At 67.1% G+C, this 20,834-nt stretch carries 17 protein-coding genes, 1 tRNA gene and 1 pseudogene; 8 read left to right on the top strand and 11 right to left on the bottom strand.

Features of this window, described 5'->3' with window-relative positions; genetic code table 11:
• Positions 1-25: 25 nt before the first annotated feature.
• Both LRH25_RS21520 and LRH25_RS21515 read right to left on the bottom strand, forming a co-directional pair.
• On the bottom strand, positions 26-1,108 hold the full coding sequence (locus LRH25_RS21520; RefSeq protein ID WP_141288866.1) for a phosphotransferase family protein: 1,083 nt from the start codon (positions 1,106-1,108) through the stop codon (positions 26-28).
• Positions 1,109-1,150: 42 nt separating this feature from the next.
• A complete protein-coding gene (locus tag LRH25_RS21515; RefSeq protein ID WP_141288868.1) occupies positions 1,151-1,855 on the bottom strand; it encodes a Crp/Fnr family transcriptional regulator in 705 nt (234 codons plus the stop codon).
• 95 nt (positions 1,856-1,950) lie between these two features.
• Between LRH25_RS21515 and LRH25_RS21510 the strand changes: the two genes are divergently transcribed.
• Positions 1,951-2,715: a class II aldolase/adducin family protein gene (locus LRH25_RS21510; protein WP_141288870.1), complete on the top strand. Its 765-nt coding sequence runs from the start codon at positions 1,951-1,953 to the stop codon at positions 2,713-2,715.
• Positions 2,716-2,718: 3 nt separating this feature from the next.
• Here the strand turns inward: LRH25_RS21510 and LRH25_RS21505 are convergent, their stop codons facing one another.
• On the bottom strand, positions 2,719-3,426 hold the full coding sequence (locus LRH25_RS21505; RefSeq protein ID WP_141288874.1) for a histidine phosphatase family protein: 708 nt from the start codon (positions 3,424-3,426) through the stop codon (positions 2,719-2,721).
• Between the two features lie 56 nt (positions 3,427-3,482).
• Positions 3,483-4,262 carry an oxepin-CoA hydrolase, alternative type gene (locus LRH25_RS21500; protein ID WP_141288872.1) on the bottom strand — a complete coding sequence of 260 codons (780 nt, stop codon included), beginning with the start codon at positions 4,260-4,262 and terminating at the stop codon, positions 3,483-3,485.
• Positions 4,263-4,487: 225 nt separating this feature from the next.
• Between LRH25_RS21500 and LRH25_RS21495 the strand changes: the two genes are divergently transcribed.
• Positions 4,488-6,518, top strand: a complete 2,031-nt coding sequence (locus tag LRH25_RS21495; RefSeq protein ID WP_231012183.1) for a type IV pilus assembly protein FimV — start codon at positions 4,488-4,490, stop codon at positions 6,516-6,518.
• Here LRH25_RS21495 and LRH25_RS21490 read toward each other — a convergent pair.
• From LRH25_RS21490 to lptF, 5 genes are read right to left on the bottom strand one after another with little or no spacing between them, the layout of a single operon-like run.
• A complete protein-coding gene (locus LRH25_RS21490) occupies positions 6,515-7,684 on the bottom strand; it encodes a pyridoxal phosphate-dependent aminotransferase (protein ID WP_141289301.1) in 1,170 nt (389 codons plus the stop codon). The genes LRH25_RS21495 and LRH25_RS21490 overlap by 4 nt on opposite strands.
• Before the next feature lie 20 nt (positions 7,685-7,704).
• Complete coding sequence (locus tag LRH25_RS21485; RefSeq protein ID WP_141289300.1) at positions 7,705-8,649, bottom strand: CysB family HTH-type transcriptional regulator; 945 nt, start codon at positions 8,647-8,649, stop codon at positions 7,705-7,707.
• Positions 8,646-9,062, bottom strand: coding sequence for a sirohydrochlorin chelatase (locus tag LRH25_RS21480; protein WP_231012180.1), 417 nt, complete (start codon positions 9,060-9,062; stop codon positions 8,646-8,648). The genes LRH25_RS21485 and LRH25_RS21480 overlap by 4 nt, the downstream gene beginning before the upstream one ends.
• Positions 9,059-10,183: an LPS export ABC transporter permease LptG gene (gene lptG, locus LRH25_RS21475; RefSeq protein WP_141289299.1), complete on the bottom strand. Its 1,125-nt coding sequence runs from the start codon at positions 10,181-10,183 to the stop codon at positions 9,059-9,061. The genes LRH25_RS21480 and lptG overlap by 4 nt, the downstream gene beginning before the upstream one ends.
• Complete coding sequence (gene lptF / locus LRH25_RS21470) at positions 10,180-11,304, bottom strand: LPS export ABC transporter permease LptF (RefSeq protein ID WP_141289298.1); 1,125 nt, start codon at positions 11,302-11,304, stop codon at positions 10,180-10,182. Before lptF ends, lptG begins: the two co-directional genes overlap by 4 nt.
• Before the next feature lie 30 nt (positions 11,305-11,334).
• Here lptF and LRH25_RS21465 point away from each other — a divergent pair, with 30 nt between their 5' ends.
• From LRH25_RS21465 to LRH25_RS21450, 4 genes and pseudogenes are all read left to right on the top strand, one after another.
• Positions 11,335-12,798, top strand: a complete 1,464-nt coding sequence (locus LRH25_RS21465) for a leucyl aminopeptidase (RefSeq protein ID WP_231012179.1) — start codon at positions 11,335-11,337, stop codon at positions 12,796-12,798.
• Entirely contained in the window at positions 12,795-13,220 is a 426-nt protein-coding gene (locus LRH25_RS21460) for a DNA polymerase III subunit chi (RefSeq protein WP_231012178.1), read from the top strand. The genes LRH25_RS21465 and LRH25_RS21460 overlap by 4 nt, the downstream gene beginning before the upstream one ends.
• A 201-nt stretch (positions 13,221-13,421) precedes the next feature.
• Entirely contained in the window at positions 13,422-14,564 is a 1,143-nt protein-coding gene (locus LRH25_RS21455) for a branched-chain amino acid ABC transporter substrate-binding protein (RefSeq protein WP_231012177.1), read from the top strand.
• Between the two features lie 128 nt (positions 14,565-14,692).
• Positions 14,693-15,952: pseudogene (locus LRH25_RS21450) on the top strand (arsenic transporter); the annotation flags it as partial.
• A gap of 211 nt (positions 15,953-16,163) precedes the next feature.
• Here LRH25_RS21450 and LRH25_RS21445 read toward each other — a convergent pair.
• Positions 16,164-16,253: transfer RNA gene (locus LRH25_RS21445), tRNA-Ser, on the bottom strand.
• A gap of 232 nt (positions 16,254-16,485) precedes the next feature.
• Here LRH25_RS21445 and LRH25_RS21440 point away from each other — a divergent pair.
• A complete protein-coding gene (locus tag LRH25_RS21440) occupies positions 16,486-18,753 on the top strand; it encodes an arginine/lysine/ornithine decarboxylase (protein ID WP_141287610.1) in 2,268 nt (755 codons plus the stop codon).
• A 51-nt stretch (positions 18,754-18,804) separates the two neighbouring features.
• Positions 18,805-19,947 (top strand): GGDEF domain-containing protein, encoded by a 1,143-nt coding sequence (locus LRH25_RS21435; RefSeq protein ID WP_141287611.1) that lies wholly within the window; start codon positions 18,805-18,807, stop codon positions 19,945-19,947.
• 49 nt (positions 19,948-19,996) lie between these two features.
• On the opposite strand, the gene fabI is transcribed toward LRH25_RS21435, so the two are convergent.
• Positions 19,997-20,788 carry an enoyl-ACP reductase FabI gene (gene fabI / locus LRH25_RS21430; RefSeq protein ID WP_141287612.1) on the bottom strand — a complete coding sequence of 264 codons (792 nt, stop codon included), beginning with the start codon at positions 20,786-20,788 and terminating at the stop codon, positions 19,997-19,999.
• Positions 20,789-20,834 lie beyond the last annotated feature (46 nt).

Here is a 20,834-nt window from a genome sequence, read left to right as displayed (position 1 = left end):
GAAGGCGATTGCGGCCGAGGCCGGATCAGGCCTTGGCGGCGAAGCCCCAGGCCAGCGCGGCAAGTTGGGGCGCAGCCGCGCCGTTGGCCCGTGCCTGCTCGCTGGCAGCGGTGCCCATCTCGACCCGCTTGGCAATGCCTTGCACGATGGCCGCCAGGCGGAACAGGTTGTAGGCCAGGTAGAAGTTCCAGTCCCGCACGACGGCTTCTGGGTCCGCGCGGCCGGTGCGCTCGCAGTAGCGGCGCACGTACTCGCGCTCGGACGGGATGCCCAAAGCGGCATGGTCCAGCCCGGCAATGCCGCGGAAGGTGCCGGGGGGGATGTGCCAGGCCATGCAGTGGTAGCTGAAATCGGCCAGCGGGTGGCCGATGGTGGACAGCTCCCAGTCCAGCACCGCCTTCACGCGCGGCTCGGCGGCGTCGAAGATCAGGTTGTCGAGCCGGAAGTCGCCGTGCACGATGGACACTTCCGCCGCGTCGCGCGCACTGTCCGGGATGTTGGCCGGCAGCCATTCCAGCAAGCGGTTCATCGCCGGAATGTCCTGCGTGACCGAGGCCTGGTACTGCTTGCTCCAGCGGCCGATCTGGCGCTCGAAATAGTTGCCCGGCTTGCCGTAATCCGCCAGGCCGACGGCGCCCACGTCCACGCTGTGCAGCGCGGCGATCACGCGGTTCATCTCGTCATAGACCGCGCCACGCTGCTCGGGAGAAAGGTCGGGCAGGGCCTGGTCCCACATCACGCGGCCGTCCACGCACGCCATCACGTAGAACGCACGGCCGATCACCGCTTCGTCCTCGCACAACAGGTGCATCTCGGCGACCGGCACCGCGCTGCCGTGCAGCGCCTTCATCACGCGGAACTCGCGTTCGATGGCATGCGCCTGCGGCAGCAGCTTGACGGCCGGGCCCGGCTTGGAGCGCATCACATACGCGCGCTGCGGCGTGATCAGCTTGTAGGTCGGGTTGGACTGGCCGCCCTTGAACTGCTCGACCGTCAGCGGTCCGGCAAAGCCCGGCAGGTGCTGCGCCAGGTGCGCTTCGAGTGCGCCGATGTCGAACTGGTGGCTGGCCGCGACGGGCTTGGTGCCGATGTTGTGTTGGAGGTCCATGCGTTGTTCATCCCTGCGCCGCAGGGCGAACCCGGCGGATGCTCAGCGTTGCGCTGCGGCCAGCAGCTTGTCCCTGTGCAGCACGACCAGGCGCGTGGGTTCCACCCGCAGCACGCCCTCGCGTTCCAGTTCCTTCAGTTCCTGGTTGACCCGCTGGCGCGAGGCGCCCAGCAGTTGCGCCAGGTCTTCCTGCGCCAGCTGCAGCCCGATGCGGATCTCCTCGCCCTGCGCGATGCCGTAGCTGTTGGCCAGCAGCAGCAACTGCTTGGCCAGGCGTGCGGAGAGCGGCCGGGTGTTGAGGTCCTCGAACAGGTTGAACATCAGCCGCAGGCGGCGGCAGTTCAGGCGCAGCAGCGCCTCGTACAACTCCGTGTGCTGCGACAGCAGCTCCTTGAAATCCGCCTTGGTGACACCGACCAGCGTGGTCGCGCCATGGACCGTCGCGTCGTGGGTGCGCGGCAGGCCATCGAACAACGCGATGTCGCCAAACCAGGTGCCTGGTTCGACGTAGGTCAGCGAAACCTGCTTGCCAGACAGCGACACCGTGCTGACCCGCACTGCACCCTTGGCCACCCCGACCCAATCTTCGGCCGGCCCGCCGCGCGCGGCGAGCGGTGTGCCGTCCTGCAATCGCCGCACAAAGGCTCGCGCCATGATGGCAGAGCGCAGGGTGTGCGAAAGCGAGGAAAACCATGAAGCTGAATCAATGTTGTGGCGCTCTTCGATTGTAAGAATGGGGGTATTCATCATTTGTCCCTGACGTGACAACGGCGACATGATCGTTGTCGGTATTGTCCATGTTGCGGTTTCCCCTGGGCACCGCGTCACCACGGAGACAAACAATGAATGCTCGTCTGGAAACCCTGAGGCCAAGCTGCAGCGAAGCGGAATGGCAAACCCGCGTGGACCTGGCCGCCGCCTACCGGCTGGTTGCGCTGTTCCACTGGGATGACCTGGTCTTCACCCACATCAGCGCCCGCGTGCCCGGGGAAGATGGCGCCTTCCTGATCAACCCCTACGGCATGCTGTTCGAGGAGATCACCGCCAGCAGCCTCGTGAAGGTGGACCACGAAGGCAACAAGCTGAGCGACTCGCCATACCCGGTCAACCCGGCCGGCTTCACCATCCACAGCGCCGTGCATGCGGTTCGCCATGAGGTCGGCTGCGTGCTGCACACGCATACCCTGAATGGTATTGCAGTCTCGGCCCAGGCCGAGGGCTTGCTGCCGCTGTCGCAGCAGTCCATCTTCGTGCTCGGCAGCCTGGGTTATCACGATTACGAAGGCGTGGCGCTGCGCGACGACGAGAAGCCGCGGCTGGTGCGCGACCTGGGCGAAAACAGCTTCCTGATGTTGCGCAACCATGGCCTGTTGACGGTGGGCAAGACGATTGCCGATGCCTTCCAGGCGATGTACCTGTTCGAGACCACCTGCGCGATCCAGGTGCGTGCGCAAGCCGGCGGCGGGAGCCTGGTGCACGTGGCGCCGGAGATCATCGCGACCGCGCGCCAGCAGGCCGCGCAGGTCACGCGCGGCATGGGCAGCCAGCTGATCTGGCCCGGACTGTTGCGCCGACTGGATCGTCAAATGCCGGGTTACGGCACTTGAGTTTCAGACCGGCTTGCCGGTGTACTGCAGCAGCAGCTTTTCCATCGTCGTCAGCCGCTCGCGTTCCTGCAGCCATTGGGTGGGCGCGAGGTTGATGGTGCGCACGACGATGTCCTGGGTGCCGATGTCCAGCACGTTGATGCAGCCCGGCGCCTGCTCCAGCCGGCCGAAGAAGGTGCGCTGGCCACACAGGGCGCGTGACAGCAGCCCGCGGTTCACGGCGCCGTGCAGCACCAGCAGCACGGTCTGCCAGCCGCTGTCTGCCAGCAGTTCATCGAAGGCCGGCAGGATGCGGTCCAGCAGTTCGCCCACGGTCTCGCCGCCGAGGAAGCGGTGCTGCTCGATCTGCGGGTCGTTGTTGAACAGCTCGGTGAAGGCCGCGTGCAGTTCGTCGCGTGGAATGTTTTCCAGCCGCCCGGGGCGGATTTCCTGCAGCCGCGTGTCGACCACCGGCGTGATGGACTGGCCGGCAGCGGCCAGCACGCGCTGCGCGGTTTCGCGCGTGCGCGGCAGGCCGCTGACCAGTACCCGGTCGAAGCGCACGCCGGCCTCGCCAAACAAGCGGCCCGCGGCGTCCGCCTGGGCTCGGCCGGTCGCACTCAGTGGCACGCTATGCGGGTCCAGCGGCGAGCCGTCGGGCAGGAAGTAGTCCACCGAGCTGTGGCGCATCAGGTAAAGGCGCCGGCGGGCGGGTGGGGTGAAAGCGGGCAGGGGATCGGGCAGGGCGGTGGGCATGGTGGCGGTTGGTGGCGAGCGCGAGTAGACGCTCAGCGGAATTCAGGTTTGCGCTTGGCCTGGAAAGCGGCAATGCCTTCGCCGCCGTTGTCGTGGAACAGGTTGGCAACGAACTCGCGCTTCTCGGCTTCCATCTGCTCGCGCAAGCGCCGTGCCGGCGCCTGTTGCACCAGTTCCTTGCTGCTGGCCACTGCGTTGGGCGCCATGTCGGCCAGTTGGCGGGCCAGCGCCAGCGCGGTGGCCAGCGCCTGGCCTTTTTCGGTCAGGCGGTTGACCAGTCCCAGCGCATGCAGCCGCTGCGCACCGATGGGCTCGGCCAGCCACATCAGTTCCAGCGCCAGCGCCCGTGGCAGTGCCCGCGCCAGGTGCCAGCTGGCACCGCCGTCGGGCGACAGGCCCAGCTTGGCATAGGACATCACGAAACGCGCATCGTCGGCCGCGACGATCAGGTCGCAGGCCAGCGCCAGCGCCATGCCGCCACCGGCCGCAAAGCCCTCTACCGCGGCGATCACCGGCTTGGGGAAATGTCCCAGCGCCTCGACCAGGCCGCAGAACTGGTCGATGGATTCGGCCTGCAACTGCGGCGGCCGTTCGCGTGCGCCGGCAATCCGGTTCAGGTCGCCGCCGGCGCAGAAGTGCTCGCCATCGCCGCGCACGATGACGGCCCGCAGCGTCGGGTCATCCGCCGCCACGTTGAGTGCCTCGACCCCCGCCGAGTAGACCTGCGGCGACAAGGTGTTGCGCGTGGCGGGGTCGCTCAGCGTCAGCACCAGGGTCTGGCCTTCACACTGTGTCAGCAGTTCGGACGGCATGGAATCTCCCGCAAGGTTTTGAATCTATGGAAGGCCGGACCGGCTCATTTCTGATTTTGTTAAGGGCCGGCCATCGAACACCAGCCGCTGTAAATGCCAACTAGTTCCGCAGATTCTGGCATCTGTGATGTTGCAGTGGTGTGTGCAGCACAGTGCGGGCGAGCCCCGAGAAGATGAGGGCAACCCTGCGTGATAGAGTCAAAAACAACTCGATACGCAGCAGGCATGACAAGAAAAAGAGTCCCCGCGCTCCTGTGCCTTTGCACGCTGTCGGCCAGCCTGTCTGCCCACGGCGCCAGCTTTGGCCCCCCGGCCTTTCAGGCGGTGATGGGCCAGCCATTGCAACTGCTGCTCCCGCTGACGCTGGAAGACGAAGAGGCGATCGTCGCCGACTGCATCAGTGCCGAAGTCTTGTCGGGCGACCGGCGCCTGCCGGACGCTGAAGTGCGGGTCCAGGTGCAGGCCCAGCCTGCCGTTGTCGGCCAGTCCGGCCGCCAGCAATGGCTGGCCCGCATCACCACCACCTCGCCGGTCGAAGAACCGGTGCTGCTGGTGCGTGTCACGGCCGGTTGCAAGAGCCGCTTCACGCGCCAGTTCACTGCGCTGGCAGATCCGCCGCTGGGCCTCGCAAACGCTGCCGGCGCGGCGCCTGTGCGGCTGCCTTCCGCCGTGTCCGCCACAGGCGTGTCGCCCGCAGCAGCGGCTTCGGGTTCCCAGTCCACCAGCCGCGGCGCTGCGGCCGAGCCAGGCGCCAAGGTCCAAACGCCCAAGGGCCCGCGGCGCGAGCGTGCGGCTGCGGCGCGTGAGCGGCAAAACGATGGCGCTGGCAAGGGCCGCGCGGCCGCTGTCCAGCGGGTGCCCGGCATGGACCAAGGGGGCGCCCGGCTGCAGCTGGAAGTGGCCAGCGGCGGCCCGATGCTGAAGATGGACATCGAAGAACCCGTGTTCATGGGCGAGGCTGCGGGCGCTGCGGCATTGGCCATGCCTGGGGCCGCAGCCAGCGGCGCGCCGGGCGACAGCACGGCCCAGCTGACCCAGTTGCAAGCCGCCATTGCCGCGCTGCAGGGCAACAGCAAGGCCATGGCAACCGACAACCAGGCCTTGCGCGAGCGCCTGCAGGGTGCGGAGAAGCGGGCCGCCTGGTTGCCGTGGCTGGCCGGGCTGCTGCTGCTCAGCGCAGGCGGTGCGCTGCTGCTGTGGCGCCGCTTGCGGGCCTTGGCCCTGGGGCCGGAATGGTGGTCGCCCTCGCGAGCCGACGGGCCTTTGCTCGCTCCCGTGCCGCCGGCCGCCATGCCAGCCGAAGCTTCTGCATTGCTGGACGAACCCACGGCCGAGCCGGCCCAGGGCCACGCGCTGGCGCTGGATGGCCACGCCGATGCGGCCTCCGAGCCCGGCTTGCCCGGGAGCGAGGGCGTCAACCCGCCGACCGCCCCCAGCCCCTGGTCGGTGCCCACACCTGCGGTCGCCACGGCCACGGCGGCGGCAGTGGCTGCCACCTTCCAGCCTGGGCGCACGGCGCCGTTTGGACCGCTGGTGCAGGCCGAGGAAGCGCCGCGCGAGGTGTCGGTGGAAGAGCTGCTGGACCTGGAGCAGCAGGCCGACTTCTTCATCGCGCTGGGCCAGGAAGATGCCGCCATCGACCTGCTGATGTCCTACCTGCGCAGCACCGGCGGGCAAAGCCCGGTGCCGTACACCAAGCTGCTGGAGATCTATCGCCGCCAGGGCGACCGCAGCGCCTACGAGCGCATCCGTGCCCGCTTCAATCGCCGCTTCAACGCCTATGCGCCCGACTGGGACATGGGCCCGCTGTACGGCCGGGTGTTGGAAGACTACCCCTATGCGGTGCAGGAACTGGAGACCGCCTGGCCGTCACCGCTGGACGCGATGGCGGTGCTCGAAGGCATGCTGTTCCGCAAGGACGAGACCCAGGACTTGTTCGACCTGCCGGCCTACAAGGACTTGCTGCTGATGTACGCGATTGCCCGCGACCTGCTGCAGCAAGGCGGCGGCAAGACCGACGAAGTGGACCTGCTGCTGCCGCTGGGCGACTTTGGTGGCCCGGCGGGCCTGGTGGGCGGGCCGGCGGGCAGCAGCGACGGTGACCGGGCCGAAGAGCCCGACCTGGTGCTGGACGACGCGCCCGACAGCCTGCTGACCCACTTCGAGTTCAACCCGGTGCCGCCGGACAGCGAGCCGATGTCGCTGGATGGGCCCGAGGCGCCTGCCGCGCCTGCCCCTCGCAAGCCGAGGTTTTAGAGCCCCTGCAGGCGCGTGAGCGCGGCCTGCAGTGTGGCCTCCTGCTTGGCAAAGCAGAAGCGGATGATGCGCTGGTCGGTCGGCCGCTCGTGGAAGGCCGACAGCGGGATGGCCGCCACGCCGATCTCCTCGGTCAGCCAGCGGCAGAAGGCATCGTCCTCCATCTCGCTGATGCGCGAATAGTCCACGCACTGGAAATACGTGCCTTCGCAGGGCAGCAGCCTGAACTTGGTCGGCGCCAGGCCGGCGCGGAACAGGTCGCGCTTGGCCTGGTAAAAGTCCGGCAAGTCCAGGTAAGGCGCGGGGTTGGCCAGGTACTGCGCCAGGCCTTGCTGCATCGGCGTGTTGACGGTGAACACGTTGAACTGGTGCACCTTGCGGAATTCGGCCATCAGCTCGGCCGGCGCGGCCACGTAGCCGACCTTCCAGCCGGTGACGTGGAAGGTCTTGCCGAAGCTGGAGATCAGCAGCGAACGCGCGGCCAGTTCCGGGTCACCACAGACGCTGATGTGCGGCTGGCCGTCGAACACCATGTGCTCGTAGACCTCGTCCGAAATGACCAGCACATTCGTGCCGCGCAGCAGGTCACGCAGCTGGCTCCGCTCGCTGGCGTTCCACACGGTGCCGCTGGGGTTGTGCGGCGTGTTGATCATGATGGCCCGGGTGCGCGGCGTCAGCGCGGCGGCCACGCGCGCCATGTCCACGTGCAGCGTCTTCGGGTCCAGCGGCACGCGCACGGTGGTCGCGCCGGCAAGGGTCAGCGCAGGCTCGTAGCTGTCGTAGCAGGGCTCCAGCACGATGACTTCGTCGCCCGGGTGCACCAGCGCCAGCACCGCCGTCAGGATGGCCTGGGTGGCACCGGCGGTGATGGTGATCTCGCGGTCCGGGTCGTAGGACGCGCCGTGCAGCGATTCGATCTTGCCGGCCACCGCCTCGCGCAGCGACATCAGGCCGGGCATTGGCGGGTACTGGTTGTGGCCAGCGCGCATCGCCGCGGCCACCGCGTCCACCAGCGCCGGGTCGCCCTGGAAGTCAGGAAAGCCCTGGCCGAGGTTGACCGCGCCATGCTGCTGGGCGAGCGCGGACATGACCGTGAAGATCGTCGTGCCGACCTTGGGCAGGCGTGTGGTGACGGGCGGAGCGGCGAAGTCGCGGGTGATGGTCATGGGCAGTGAGAGGGAAGGGCTCAGAGCTCGTAGGAATCGCCGGTGCTGTTCATGGCCCGCTCGATCAGCGGGCGGCTCAGCCGGTCGGACAGCAGCTCGGCAAAGCTCAGCACGAAGCCGCGCAGGTAGGCGCCACGGCGGAAGGCGACACGGGTGGTGTTCTGGCCGAACAGGTAGCCGGCGGGGCGGCTGACCAACTCGCCGCCGGCCGGCTCGCCGGCCATTGCCATCTCGGCCACGATGCCCACGCCCAGGCCGGCGCGCACATAGGTCTTGATGACGTCGGAGTCGATGGCTTCCAGCGCGATGTTGGGCGTCAGCCGGCGCTGGGCAAAGGCGTGGTCGATGCGCTTGCGGCCGGTGAAGGCCGGCTGGTAGGAGATCAGCGGCACCTCGGCCAGCTGCTCCAGCGTCAGCCGTTCGACCTGGGCCAGCGGATGGTCCTGCGGCATCACGATCACGTGCTGCCATTCGTAGGCGGGCAGGGTGACCAGCTCGTCGATGTCTGTCAGTGTTTCGGTTGCCAGGCCAATGTCGGCCGAGTCGTCCAGCAGCATGCGGGCGACCTGCTCCGGCGAGCCCTGGTGCAGGCTGATGACGACCTTGGGGAAGCGCTTGCGCAGCAGCATGATGGGCTCGGGCAGCACGTAGCGCGCCTGCGTGTGCGTGGCCGCGATGGACAGCCGGCCGGCGTCCTGCTTGGAGAACTCCTCGCCAATGCGCTTCAGGTTGGCCACCTCGCGCAGGATGATCTCCACCGACTTCAGCACCTGCTGGCCGGGATCGGTCACGCGCTTGAGGCGTTTGCCGTGGCGCACGAAGATGTCCACGCCCAGCTCTTCCTCCAGCTCCAGGATGGCCTTGGAAATGCCGGGCTGCGAGGTGTAGAGCGCCTTCGCGGTCTCGGTCAGGTTCAGGTTGCGGCGCACCGCCTCCTGGACGAATCGGAACTGGTGCAGGTTCATGCAGTCGTGTCGTCCGGAAGCAGGCGGGTCGGGTCAAGTGCCATCGCGAGCGCGGCCTGGGCCATGGCCTCGACCACCAGCGGCGATTCGCCAACGGCGGCATGCAGCCGCCATTGCACCGCGGGATGGGCCTGGCGCAGCGCCTCAATCTGCAGCGGCAGGTCCTTGCGCACATGGCCGCCAGCACCCAGAAAGAGCGGCAGCACCTCCACTTCGGTGCAGCCCTGTTCCACCAGGGTGCGGCCACAGCCCGGCAGGTCGGGTGCCATGAATTCGAGGTAGGCCATGGCCACCTGCCAGCCGGGCAGCAGTTCGCGGCAGCGCGCGGCGCTGGCTTCCAGCGGGGCCGACCAGTTCGCGTCGCGCGCACCGTGGGCCATCAGGATCAGGCCATGCATGGCAGTCGCTTTCATCGGTAGCGCACCAGCCACCAGAAGGCGGCCAAGGACAAGCCGAGGTAGATCAGGCTGGGCACGGCGGCAGCGAGCCAGGGCGTCCAGTCGTGCAGCAGGCCCAGGTGGCCGACGACGTTGTTCAGCAGCACGAAGCTGATGCCCAGCATGATGCCGCCAAAGACCTTCAGGCTGATGCCGCCGGCCCGCGCGTGCAGGTAGGCAAACGGCAGCGCCAGCGCCACCATCACGATGCAGGCAAATGGGTAGAAGGCGCGTTTCCAGAACTGCAGCTCGTAGCGCTGCGAGGTCTGCTCCTGGTCGCTCAGGTGGCGGCTGTAGCGCCACAGGTCCAGCGTGGACATGCTGCCGATCGGCGAGATCGCCGCGGTCACCAGGCCGATGCTCAGCGTCGTCGGCCAGTCCAGCGCGTCCTTCTGTTCGGTCACCACCGGCATGCCCGAGGCCGTGGGCCAGCGCGTGATCTGCACGTCCTGCAGGTGCCAGACAGAGCCGCTGCTGCGGCCCGAGCGAACCGTCTGCACCGTGGCGCTGCCGGCCTCGATGCGGCTGATCTGCCGGCCTTCGTCGTCGTGCTCGAAGATGCGCACCTCGCGCATGCGTCCACCAGGCGCGCTGGACTCGACATTGATCGAGTAGCTGCGCTCGCCCTCGGGCGTGTTGCGGTGCTCCTTCAGCCAGGCACCGGCCTTGCCGACCGGCGCGCCGCCGCGCGGCTTGGCCCGTAGGTCCGACGCATGCTGTTCGCCCCAGGGCGCGACGTATTCGCCGGCCACAAAGGTCACCGCGCCCATCAGCAGGCCCAGCACCAGCAGCAGCGTCAGCGCGCGGCCAGGGCCCAGCCCACCGGTGCGCAGGATGGTGAACTCAGACGACTGCGCGAGCCGCGCCATCGCGTAAATGGTGCCGATCAGGACGGCGATGGGGCACAACTCATAGAAGCGGCCCGGCATGGACAGCAGCGCCGCCAGCGCGGCGCGCGGCATGGTGTAGCCATTGCGGCCAACGCGGGCGAGCTCGTCGAGGAAGTCGATGAAATAGAACAGCGACATGAAGGCCAGCGCGACGAAGAACACCGACCACAAGACGTCCTGGTACAGCAGCTTGCGGACCGTCTTCATGCGGCGCTCCCTGCGGCCGCGGTACCGCCGGCATTGCCGTTGCGCAGCTTGCGCAGGTGCACCACGGTTGCGTGGTCACGCCACCAGATCAGTGCCAGCGCCAGGAACAGCGCCAGCCCGTGCAGCACGATCAGCGCCTGCACCGAGGGGATGCGGCCGGCCGAGACCCAGGCCTGGCTCAGGTTCACCAGGTTGAAATAGACCATGAAGGCCAGCAGGGCGAACAAGAGGTTCCAGTTGTTCGGCCGGCGTGGATTGGTGGTCGCGGTGCCAATGCCCAGCAGCAGCAGGTTGGCCGAGCCCAGCAGCAGGCCCAGGCGCCAGACCAGCTCGCCCTGGTTGGCCAGGTTGAAGTCCTGCAGCAGGTCCAGCGTGTCCACAGCCTTGGGCGGCAGGGTTTGCGGCGCCGGCATGCGGCCGTTGTCGATCTGGGTGCGGAAATGGTCGAAGTTCATGCGGGTGTGTTCACCGGTCTTGCTGTTCTGCTCGTTGCGGTGGCCCACATCCAGCACCAGCTCGCGTTCATCGCCGGTGCGCTCCACATGGCCGCTGTGCGCGGTGGTGACCGATTCGATGTCGTCCTTGTTGTTCAGCAGGAAGACATTGCGGGCGATGCTGGTGGTGTCGCCGTTGCGCTCGATGAAAAAGACACGGCTGCCGTCGGACGATGACTGGAAAGCTCCCGGGGCCACGCGCGACAGATCCGAGCGCTGCTCATAGCGCACCTTCAGTTCCAGCATCTGCCGGTTGCCCCAGGGCCACACGCCCAGCACCAGCACGCCAATGCCCAGCATGCCGGGCAAGCCCATGCGCATGACCGGGCGAATGAAACGCGCCAGCCCGATGCCGGCCGAGAACCAGATCGCCATCTCGCTTTCGCGGTACATGCGCCCCAGGCTCAGCACCACCGAGACGAACAGCGCCAGCGCCAGGATCAGCGGCAACTGGCCGATGGCGTTGTAGCCCAGCACCATCACGACATCCTGCGGCGAAACCGCCCCGTTGGCCGCCAGGCCGAGGGTGCGGATCAGCATCATCGTGACGACGATGGTCAGGATGACCACCAGCGTGGCCCCGAAGCTGCGCGACAGCTCCTTGCGCACGGACGAATCGAATAACATCAAAAGCTCACCTTTTTCTCGGAACCGATTATGAACTTTCAAGCTCTGGCCATCGCCGAAGGCGGCGCGGGTGCCGTGGCCGCGGACGCACTGATCGTGGTCCTGCCGGTTGACGGCAAGGGCGGCAGCGGCGACAAGGCGCTGGATGGCTTGCTGGCAAGCGCCGTGAAGCAAGGCGATTTCGAGCGCAAGGCCGGCCGCACGCTGTATCTGCACGGCGTGCCGGGCGTGAAGGCGCAGCGCGTGGTGCTGGCCGGCGCGCGCGACGCGTCCGCCAAGGCTTTCCGCGCCGCCGTGGCCGCTGGCCTGGCTGCGCTCAAGGGCCGTGCGGTCAAGCACCTGGCCGTGAGCCTGGCCGGCGAAACCGTGGCCGACACCCACGCCGAAGCCCTGGTGCTGGCGCTGGAGCAGGCCGCCTACAGCTACACCGCGACCAAGCCCAGCGCCGAAACGGTGTCCGCGCCGGCCAAGGTCACGCTGCTGGCCGACAAGGCCCAGCTGCCTGCACTGAAGGCCGGCCTGGTGCGCGGCGAAGGCATTGCCGCCGGCATCGGCCTGGCCAGGGCCTGTGCCAACCTGCCGGCCAACATCTGCACGCCCACCTACCTGGGCGAAGAAGCCAAGCGCCTGGGCCGCGAGCACGGCCTGAAGGTCCAGGTGCTGGACCAGAAGGCTGTCGAGAAGCTGGGCATGGGCTCGTTCCTGTCGGTTTCGCGGGGCTCGCAGGAGCCGCTGCGCTTCATCGTCATGGAATACAGCGGTGCGGCCAAGAAGGACGCGCCCATCGTGCTGGTCGGCAAGGGCATCACCTTCGACACCGGCGGCATCTCGCTGAAGCCGGCCGCCGACATGGACGAGATGAAGTTCGACATGTGCGGTGCCGCCAGCGTGCTGGGCACCATGCGCGCCGTCGCCGAGCTCAAGCCCAAGATCAACGTCGTGGCCCTGATCCCCACCTGCGAGAACATGCCCAGCGGCCTGGCCACCAAGCCGGGTGACGTGGTCACCAGCATGTCCGGCCAGACCATCGAGATCCTCAACACCGACGCCGAAGGCCGGCTGATCCTGTGTGACGCGCTGACCTACGCCGAGCGCTTCAAGCCCGCGGCCGTGGTCGACATCGCCACGCTGACCGGCGCCTGCGTCGTCGCGCTGGGCCACCACAACGCCGGCCTGTTCGCGTCCGACGAGGCGCTCGCCGCCGACCTGCTGGCCGCTTCGGTCACCGCGCAGGACCCGTGCTGGCGCCTGCCGCTGGACGAGGAATACGACGAGGGCCTGAAGAGCAACTTCGCCGACATGGCCAACGTCGGCTCGCGTGCCGGCGGTGCCATCACCGCGGCCAAGTTCCTGCAGCGCTACACCGCGAAGTACCCGTGGGCCCACCTGGACATCGCCGGCGTGTCGCACCGCAGCGGCGCTGCCAAGGGCGCCACCGGCCGCCCGGTCGGCCTGCTGACGCACTTCGTGCTGGCGCGGGCTGCCAAGGCTTGACCCAGGTCGCCTTCCTCACCGGGGTCAGCGACAAGCTGGCCCTGGCGCTGCGCCTGCTGCGCAAGAAGCACCGCGAAGGCGCGCGGGTGGCCGTGTTCGGCCCACCCGCGCTGCTCAACCGGCTGGACCAGGCGCTGTGGGCCGACGAGGCCTTGTCCTTCCTGCCGCACCTGCGCGTGCGCGGTGATGCGCCGGCCGACGTGCCGCTGGAGCTCACGCCGATCTGGCTGCTGGACCGCCCGGTGCCCGGCCTGCGCTGCGACAGCGCGATCAACCTCGGCGCCGACGAACCGGCGTGGCTGCAAGGCTTCGACAAGGTGGCCGAGCTGGTGGGCAGCGAAGACGACGAACGCCTGGCCGGCCGTCGCCGCTGGAAGCACTACGAAACCAGCGGCTGCACGCTGAGTCATCACCCTCAGTGACCCTGGCCTTGCACATTGCGCTGCATTGGCATGCAGCTTGCGAGTGAACGCCGACCAAAGGGCTGCGCGCCCAGGTTGACCCGGGGCAACCCGGAGCCTGCGCCGGGCGGAAACCAGGCCTTTTTGGAGTATCGTGTCTCGCCAGTTGGGAGCACTCAACTCACGTATCTCGACATATCTCTATACCGGAGGTTGGAACCTATGCAAGTCAAACTGAATGTGATCGTTGCAGCTGCGGCTGCCTTGCTCGCCGGCTCGGTCTACGCCGAAGACCTGGTGGTCAAGATCGGTCACGTCGGCCCCACCAGCGGCGGCATTGCCCACCTGGGCAAGGACAATGAAAACGGCGCGCGCATGGCCATCGACGAGTTGAACGCCAAGGGCGTGAAGATCGGCGGCAAGACGGCCAAGTTCGAACTGCTGGCCGAAGACGACGCGGGCGACCCCAAGCAAGGCACCGCTGCCGCGCAGAAGCTGGTCGACTCCAAGGTCAACGGCGTGATCGGCCACCTGAACTCGGGCACCACCATCCCCGCGTCCAAGGTCTACTCCGACGCCGGCATTCCGCAGATCTCCCCGTCTGCCACCAACCCCAAGTACACCCGCCAAGGCTTCAAGACCGCCTTCCGCGTCGTGGCTGACGACGTGCACCTGGGTGGCACGCTGGGCAAGTACGCCGTCAAGGAACTCAAGGGCAAGACGATTGCCGTGATCGACGACCGCACGGCCTACGGCCAGGGCGTGGCCGACGAGTTCGAGAAGGGTGTCAAGGGGGCAGGCGGCAAGATTGCCAAGCGCGAATTCACCAACGACAAGGCAACCGACTTCACCGCCATCCTGACCAGCATCAAGGCCACCAAGCCTGACGTCGTGTTCTACGGCGGCATGGACGCCGTGGCCGGCCCGATGATCCGCCAGATGAAGCAACTCGGCATCACCGCCAAGTTCATGGGCGGCGACGGCATCTGCTCGGGCGAGCTCCCCAAGCTGGCCGCAGGCGCGATGGCTGACGGCCAGGTCGTGTGCGCGGAAGCCGGCGGCGTCGAAGGCTCGCAGAAGGTCGGCATGGAGAAGTTCAAGGTCGACTTCAAGAAGAAGTACGGCGCGGACGTGCAGATCTACGCCCCGTACGTCTATGACGCGACGATGGTGATGGTCGACGCGATGGTCAAGGCCGGCTCGGCGGAACCGGCCAAGTACCTGCCGGTGCTGGCCAAGACCAGCGGCTACAAGGGCGTGACCGGCACCATCGCCTTCGACGAGAAGGGCGACATCAAGAACGGCGCCCTGACGCTGTACACCTACAAGGGTGAAGCGCGCGAACAGATCGCCGTCATCCACTGATCTCGGCTTCCGCCGAGTCCAAGGCCGCCTCCGGGCGGCTTTTTCATTTCGCCGTGCGGTGAACCGTCGGCGAACGTTTGAAGCCATGCCCCATGGCTGCCTAAGCGCAGCGACTCGCGCAAACCTCCGGCCCGATGAACAACGCCAACCTTGCCATCTCGACCATTGCAGCACTGGCCACCCTGGGCGTGCTGATCCGACCCTTCAAGCTGCCGGAAGCCGTCTGGGCCGCTGCCGGTGCTGTGCTGATCGTGGTGTTCGGCCTGCTGCCGGTGCCCGATGCGCTGCGTGCGATTGCCAACGGGAACGATGTCTACCTCTTCCTGACCGGGATGATGCTGTTGTCTGAAACGGCCAGGCGCGAGGGCCTGTTCGACTGGGTCGCTGGTCATGCCGTGCACCATGCGGCGGGTTCGCCACGCCGGCTGTTTCTGCTGGTCTACGGAGTCGGGATCGTCGTGACGACGTTTCTGTCCAACGATGCCACCGCGGTGGTGTTGACCCCGGCCGTCTTCGCCGCGGCGCGCAAGGCCAGGGCGGAGCCGCTGCCGTATCTGTTCATCTGCGCGTTCATCGCCAACGCAGCCAGCTTCGTCCTGCCCATCTCCAACCCGGCCAACCTGGTGATGTATGGCGATCACGTGCCTCCGCTCGGGCAATGGCTTGCCAGCTTCGCCTTGCCGTCCCTGCTGTCGATTTCGGCCACCTACGTGGCACTGCGGTTCAGCCAGCGCCGGCATCTGGAACAGCGCTGCGATGTGGCGCCCCCGCCAGATGCCCTCTCACCGGGCGGCTGGACGGCGCTGCTGGGGCTGTCAGCGACGGCGGTGGCGCTCACGGCCGTCTCCCTGCTGGACAAGCCGCTGGGGCTGCCCACCTGCCTGCTGGGGGTGCTCACCACCGCCGCGGTATTGCTTCGCGGGCGATCAACGCCCTGGGCTGTGGTCAGGGACATCTCCTGGTCCGTGCTGCCGCTGGTGGCGGGCCTGTTCGTGCTGGTGGAGGCGCTGAACAAGGCCGGTGTGACCCCCATGCTGGCCGCGGCGCTGCAAGACAGCGTCCAGGCCGGGGAACGTGGCGCTGCTGCGGGCGCAGGGGTGCTGCTGGCCGTGGGCTCGAACCTGGTCAACAACCTGCCAGCCGGCCTCATTGCCAGCACGACGATTGCCCACGCCCACCCGCCGCAGATCGTTGTTGACGCATTGCTGATCGGCGTCGACCTGGGCCCCAATCTGTCCATCACCGGCTCGCTCGCGACCATCCTCTGGCTCTCCGCGTTGCGCCGCGAAGGCGAAGATGTCGGCTTCCTGCAATTCCTGAAGGTGGGGGCGCTGGTGATGCCTCCCGCGCTGCTGCTGGCGATCGGCGCGCGGCTGCTGATGGGCTGAGATCAAAAGACCATGGCCTGTTCGAACTGCTGCTGATGTCCGGCGCCGTCATGCTCCGGGCGCCATGGCAGTGATGGGCCTGGCGGCGCTGGCGCACAAAAAGAAACGGCCCTGGACATCGTCAGGGCCGTTCATCTGTAGAACATTGTCTTTTCCAGGCGCCTCAAAGGGGCGACCGGGAACCGTTTGGACGGCTCAAAGCAAGTTCGCGTGGCGGAGGGGGCGGGATTCGAACCCGCGGTGGGGATTAACCCACACACGCTTTCCAGGCGTGCGACTTAAACCGCTCATCCACCCCTCCGCAGGGCAGCCCACGATCATAGCGGATTTGTGGGCGTTTTCAAAAGCACGGTGTGGGATTTTGGTGCCGCACGGCGCTGCGGGTTCGTCGCTTGCTTCGGTGGCAGGGCGGTGGCGAGCAGGACGACAGCAGTCGTCTGCGCGCGACGCGACAGTGAACTCGCGTGTGCTGTCATCGTTCAGCCCTACACTTCGCCCTTCGTTTTTTTCCTGTTCCGCCCGGGGCCGCCGCCATGCAGCGCTTTCACTTTCCCATCGTGATCATCGACGAGGATTTCCGCTCGGAAAACACCTCCGGCCTGGGCATTCGCGCGCTGGCCGACGCGATCCAGAAAGAGGGCTTCGAGGTCATCGGCGTGACCAGCTACGGCGACCTCTCGCAGTTTGCCCAGCAGCAGAGCCGCGCCAGCGCCTTCATCCTGTCGATCGACGATGAAGAGTTCCAGACCGGCGACGAGCCGGTGCCGGCAGTGTTGAACCTGCGCAATTTCATCAGCGAGATCCGTTTTCGCAACGCCGAGATCCCGATCTACCTGTACGGCGAAACGCGCACTTCGGAGCACATTCCGAACGACATCCTGCGCGAGCTGCACGGCTTCATCCACATGTTCGAGGACACGCCGGAGTTCGTGGCCCGCCACATCATCCGCGAGGCCAAGAGCTACGTCGACAGCCTGGCGCCGCCGTTCTTCCGCGCGCTGATGGACTATGCGCAGGACGGTTCCTACTCCTGGCACTGCCCCGGGCATTCCGGCGGCGTGGCCTTCCTGAAGAGCCCGATTGGCCGCATGTTCCACCAGTTCTTTGGCGAGAACATGCTGCGGGCCGACGTCTGCAACGCAGTGGAAGAGCTGGGCCAGTTGCTGGACCACACCGGCCCGGTCGCGGCCAGTGAGAAGAATGCAGCGCGCATCTTCAATGCCGATCACTGCTTCTTCGTCACCAACGGCACCAGCACCAGCAACAAGATGGTCTGGCACCACACCGTGGCGCCGGACGACGTGGTGCTGGTGGACCGCAACTGCCACAAGTCCATCCTGCACAGCATCATCATGACCGGCGCTGTGCCGGTGTTCCTGACGCCCACGCGCAATCACTACGGCATCATCGGCCCGATCCCCGAGAGCGAGTTCACCAAGGCCTCGATCCAGGAGAAGATCGCCCGCCATCCGCTGCTCAAGGGCGTGGACCCGGCCAGCGTGCGGCCCAAGATCCTGACCGTGACGCAAAGCACCTACGACGGCGTGCTCTACAACACCGAGTCGATCAAGTCGCACCTGGACGGCTGGGTCGACACCATCCACTTCGACGAGGCCTGGCTGCCGCACGCCGCATTCCACAAGTTCTACGGCAGCTACCACGCGATGGGCAAGAACCGCCCGCGCCCGAAGGAGGCCATGGTCTATGCCACGCAGTCCACGCACAAGCTGCTGGCCGGCATCAGCCAGGCTTCGCAGGTGCTGGTGCAGGACTCGCAGACGGTGCAACTGGACAAGCACCTGTTCAACGAGGCCTACCTGATGCACACCTCGACCTCGCCGCAGTACGCCATCATCGCTTCGTGCGACGTGGCCGCGGCGATGATGGAGCCGCCCGGCGGCACCGCGCTGGTCGAAGAAAGCATCCGCGAGGCGCTGGACTTCCGCCGCGCGATGCGCAAGGTCGACAAGGAATACGCGGCCGACTGGTGGTTCACCGTCTGGGGCCCCGACGAGCTCGCGCCACACGACATTGGCAAGCCCGACGACTGGGTGCTCAAGGCCAACGAGGAGTGGCATGGCTTTGGCAACCTGGCGGCCGGCTTCAACATGCTGGACCCGATCAAGTCCACCATCATCACGCCGGGGCTGGACATGTCCGGCAAGTTCGCCAAGACCGGCATCCCGGCGTCCATCGTCACCAAGTTCCTGGCCGAACACGGTGTGGTGGTCGAGAAGACCGGCCTGTATTCGTTCTTCATCCTGTTCACCATCGGCATCACCAAGGGCCGCTGGAACACGCTGCTGACCGCGCTGCAGCAGTTCAAGGACGACTACGACCGCAACCAGCCGCTGTGGCGGATCCTCCCGGAGTTCTGCGCCGCGCATCCGCGCTACGAGAAGATGGGACTGAAGGATCTGTGCCAGTCCGTGCACGAGGCTTATGCCGAAGGCGACATCGCGCGCCTGACGACCGAGGTCTACCTGTCGGACCTGGAGCCGGCAATGAAGCCCAGCGAGGCCTTCGCCTACATCGCTCGCCGCGCGACCGAGCGGGTCGAGATCAACCAGCTCGAAGGCCGCGTGACCACCGCGCTGCTGACCCCGTACCCGCCCGGCATTCCGCTGCTGATCCCGGGCGAGGTCTTCAATCGCCGCATCGTCGACTACCTGCGTTTCACGCAGGCCTTCAATGCCAAGTTCCCTGGCTTTGACACCGATGTGCACGGCCTGGTCGCGGAAGACAATGACAAGGGTGAACGCCGCTATTACGTGGATTGCGTGCGCCAGGAAGCGATCTGACGCTTTGTGCGGGCGGGCTGGCCTGACCGGTCGCATGGGCTGGGCCGGGTGATGCGTGCACTGGTCACCTCGCTGTTACAGGGTGGGCGCCTGATCGTCTCGGGCATGCTGATGGCAGCCGTTGTGCACGCGGCCTTCGTGGTCCTGTTCCTGGCGGCGGGCGTCACCGGCCTGGCGGTCTTCAACGTCATCAGCAGTCTGTTGTACCTGCTGATGACGCTGCTGATGCGCCAGCCGCGCTGGCGCAGGCTGTGCGAGGCGATGGCCGGCATCGAGGTGGTGCTGCATGCCTGCGTGGCCTGCTACTGGCTGGGCTGGGACAGCGGCTTTCACTACTACCTGCTGCTGATGCTGCCCACGCTGATGGTCAGCACGCTGATGCCGCGGCGCACCAAGTGGCTGGGCTGCGCCGCCTGCGTGCTGCTCTACCTGGGGCTGGACCTGCTGTCGCACCGCGGACCGCCGCCGCAGGTACTGCCGGGTGGCTGGCTGCAGGCGCTGCGCATGTTCAATGCCGCGGCCACGCTGACGATGCTGGCCGGCCTGTCGGCCATCTACTACAACCTGGTGCTGCGGGCCGAGTCCGGCCTGCGCGAGATGGCCAGTCTCGACCCGCTGACCGGCTTGCTGAACCGCCGCAGCCTAGCCGAACTGGCCCACGATCAATTGGCGCGGCTCAACGATGCCAGCTCGCCGCTGAGCGCGCTCAGTGTGCTGCTGGGCGACGTGGACCACTTCAAGGCCGTCAACGACCAGCATGGTCATGAGGTGGGTGACCTGGTGCTGCGCACCATCAGCCAGGCGCTGCAGAGCGGCATGCGGCAAGGCGACCTGCTCGGGCGCTGGGGCGGTGAGGAATTCCTGGTGCTGCTGCCGGGCACCGAGCTGCCGGCCGCACGCATGGTGGCCGAACGCCTGCGGGCGCTGGTGCAGGCACGTTCGCTGCGGCTGCCTGGCGCGGCCACGCTGTTGCCTGTCAGCATCAGCTTCGGCCTTTGCCAGGCCCAGCCGGGCGAACCGCTGGCGCAGGCGATTGCCCGGGCGGACCAGGCGCTCTACCGTGCCAAGCAGGCCGGCCGCAACCGGGTGGCGCTGGCCGATCAGGTCATCGACACCCAGCCGCCCAGTACCTTGCCGCCCCAAGACTGGGCCGAGCAGGATGCGCCATCGGCGGAAGGCGACGGCCGGGCATGAAAAAGCCCGGCCTCGGCCGGGCTTGCGTGTGGACCGGCAGGGCGCCGGCTTATTCGTCCAGCGGCATGCCGCTCATCACGTGGCTGAAGCCGCCGTCGACGTAGGTGATCTCGCTGGTCACGCCGGCTGACAGGTCCGACAGCAGGAAGGCAGCGACGTTGCCGACGTCCTCGATCGTCACGTTGCGGCGCAGCGGGGCGTTCTTCGAGAAGATTTCCAGCAGCTTGCCAAAACCCTTGATGCCGGAAGCGGCCAGCGTCTTGATCGGGCCAGCCGAAATGCCGTTGACGCGGATGCCCTTGGGACCCAGGCTGGCGGCCAGGTAACGCACGCTGGCTTCCAGCGAGGCCTTGGCCAGGCCCATGGTGTTGTAGGCGGGCACCACGCGCATGGCGCCCAGGTAGCTCAGGGTCAAAAGCGCGGCTTGCGGGCGCAGCGAGGGCAGGGCGGCCTTGGCCAGCGCCGGGAAACTGTAGGCCGAGATGTCGTGCGCGATGCGGAAGTTCTCGCGGGTCAGCCCGTCGAGGAAATCGCCGGCAATGGCTTCGCGCGGGGCGAAGCCGATCGAATGCACGAATCCGTCAAAGCCTTCGGGCCAGGCGGTTTTCAGGTCGGTGAACAGGCGCTCGATTGCGGCGTCGTCGCCCACGTCGCAATCGAATATGAGGCTGGAGCCGAATTCGGCTGCAAACTCGGTGATGCGATCCTTGAAGCGCTCGCCAACGTAGCTGAACGCGAGTTCGGCGCCTTCGCGGTGGCAGGCCTTGGCAATGCCATAGGCGATGGAGCGATTCGAAAGCAGGCCCGTGATCAGCAGGCGCTTGCCGGCGAGAAATCCCATGCGGTCTCCGTGGACGGTAAGGTTGCGGCAGGCTGTGCCTGTTCCG

It is taken from the genome of Ideonella azotifigens, assembly GCF_021043325.1.
GTDB classification, from domain to species: domain Bacteria; phylum Pseudomonadota; class Gammaproteobacteria; order Burkholderiales; family Burkholderiaceae_C; genus Ideonella; species Ideonella azotifigens.
Note: the sequence above shows the minus strand (reverse complement) of the source record. Positions and strands in the feature narration are given on the sequence as shown.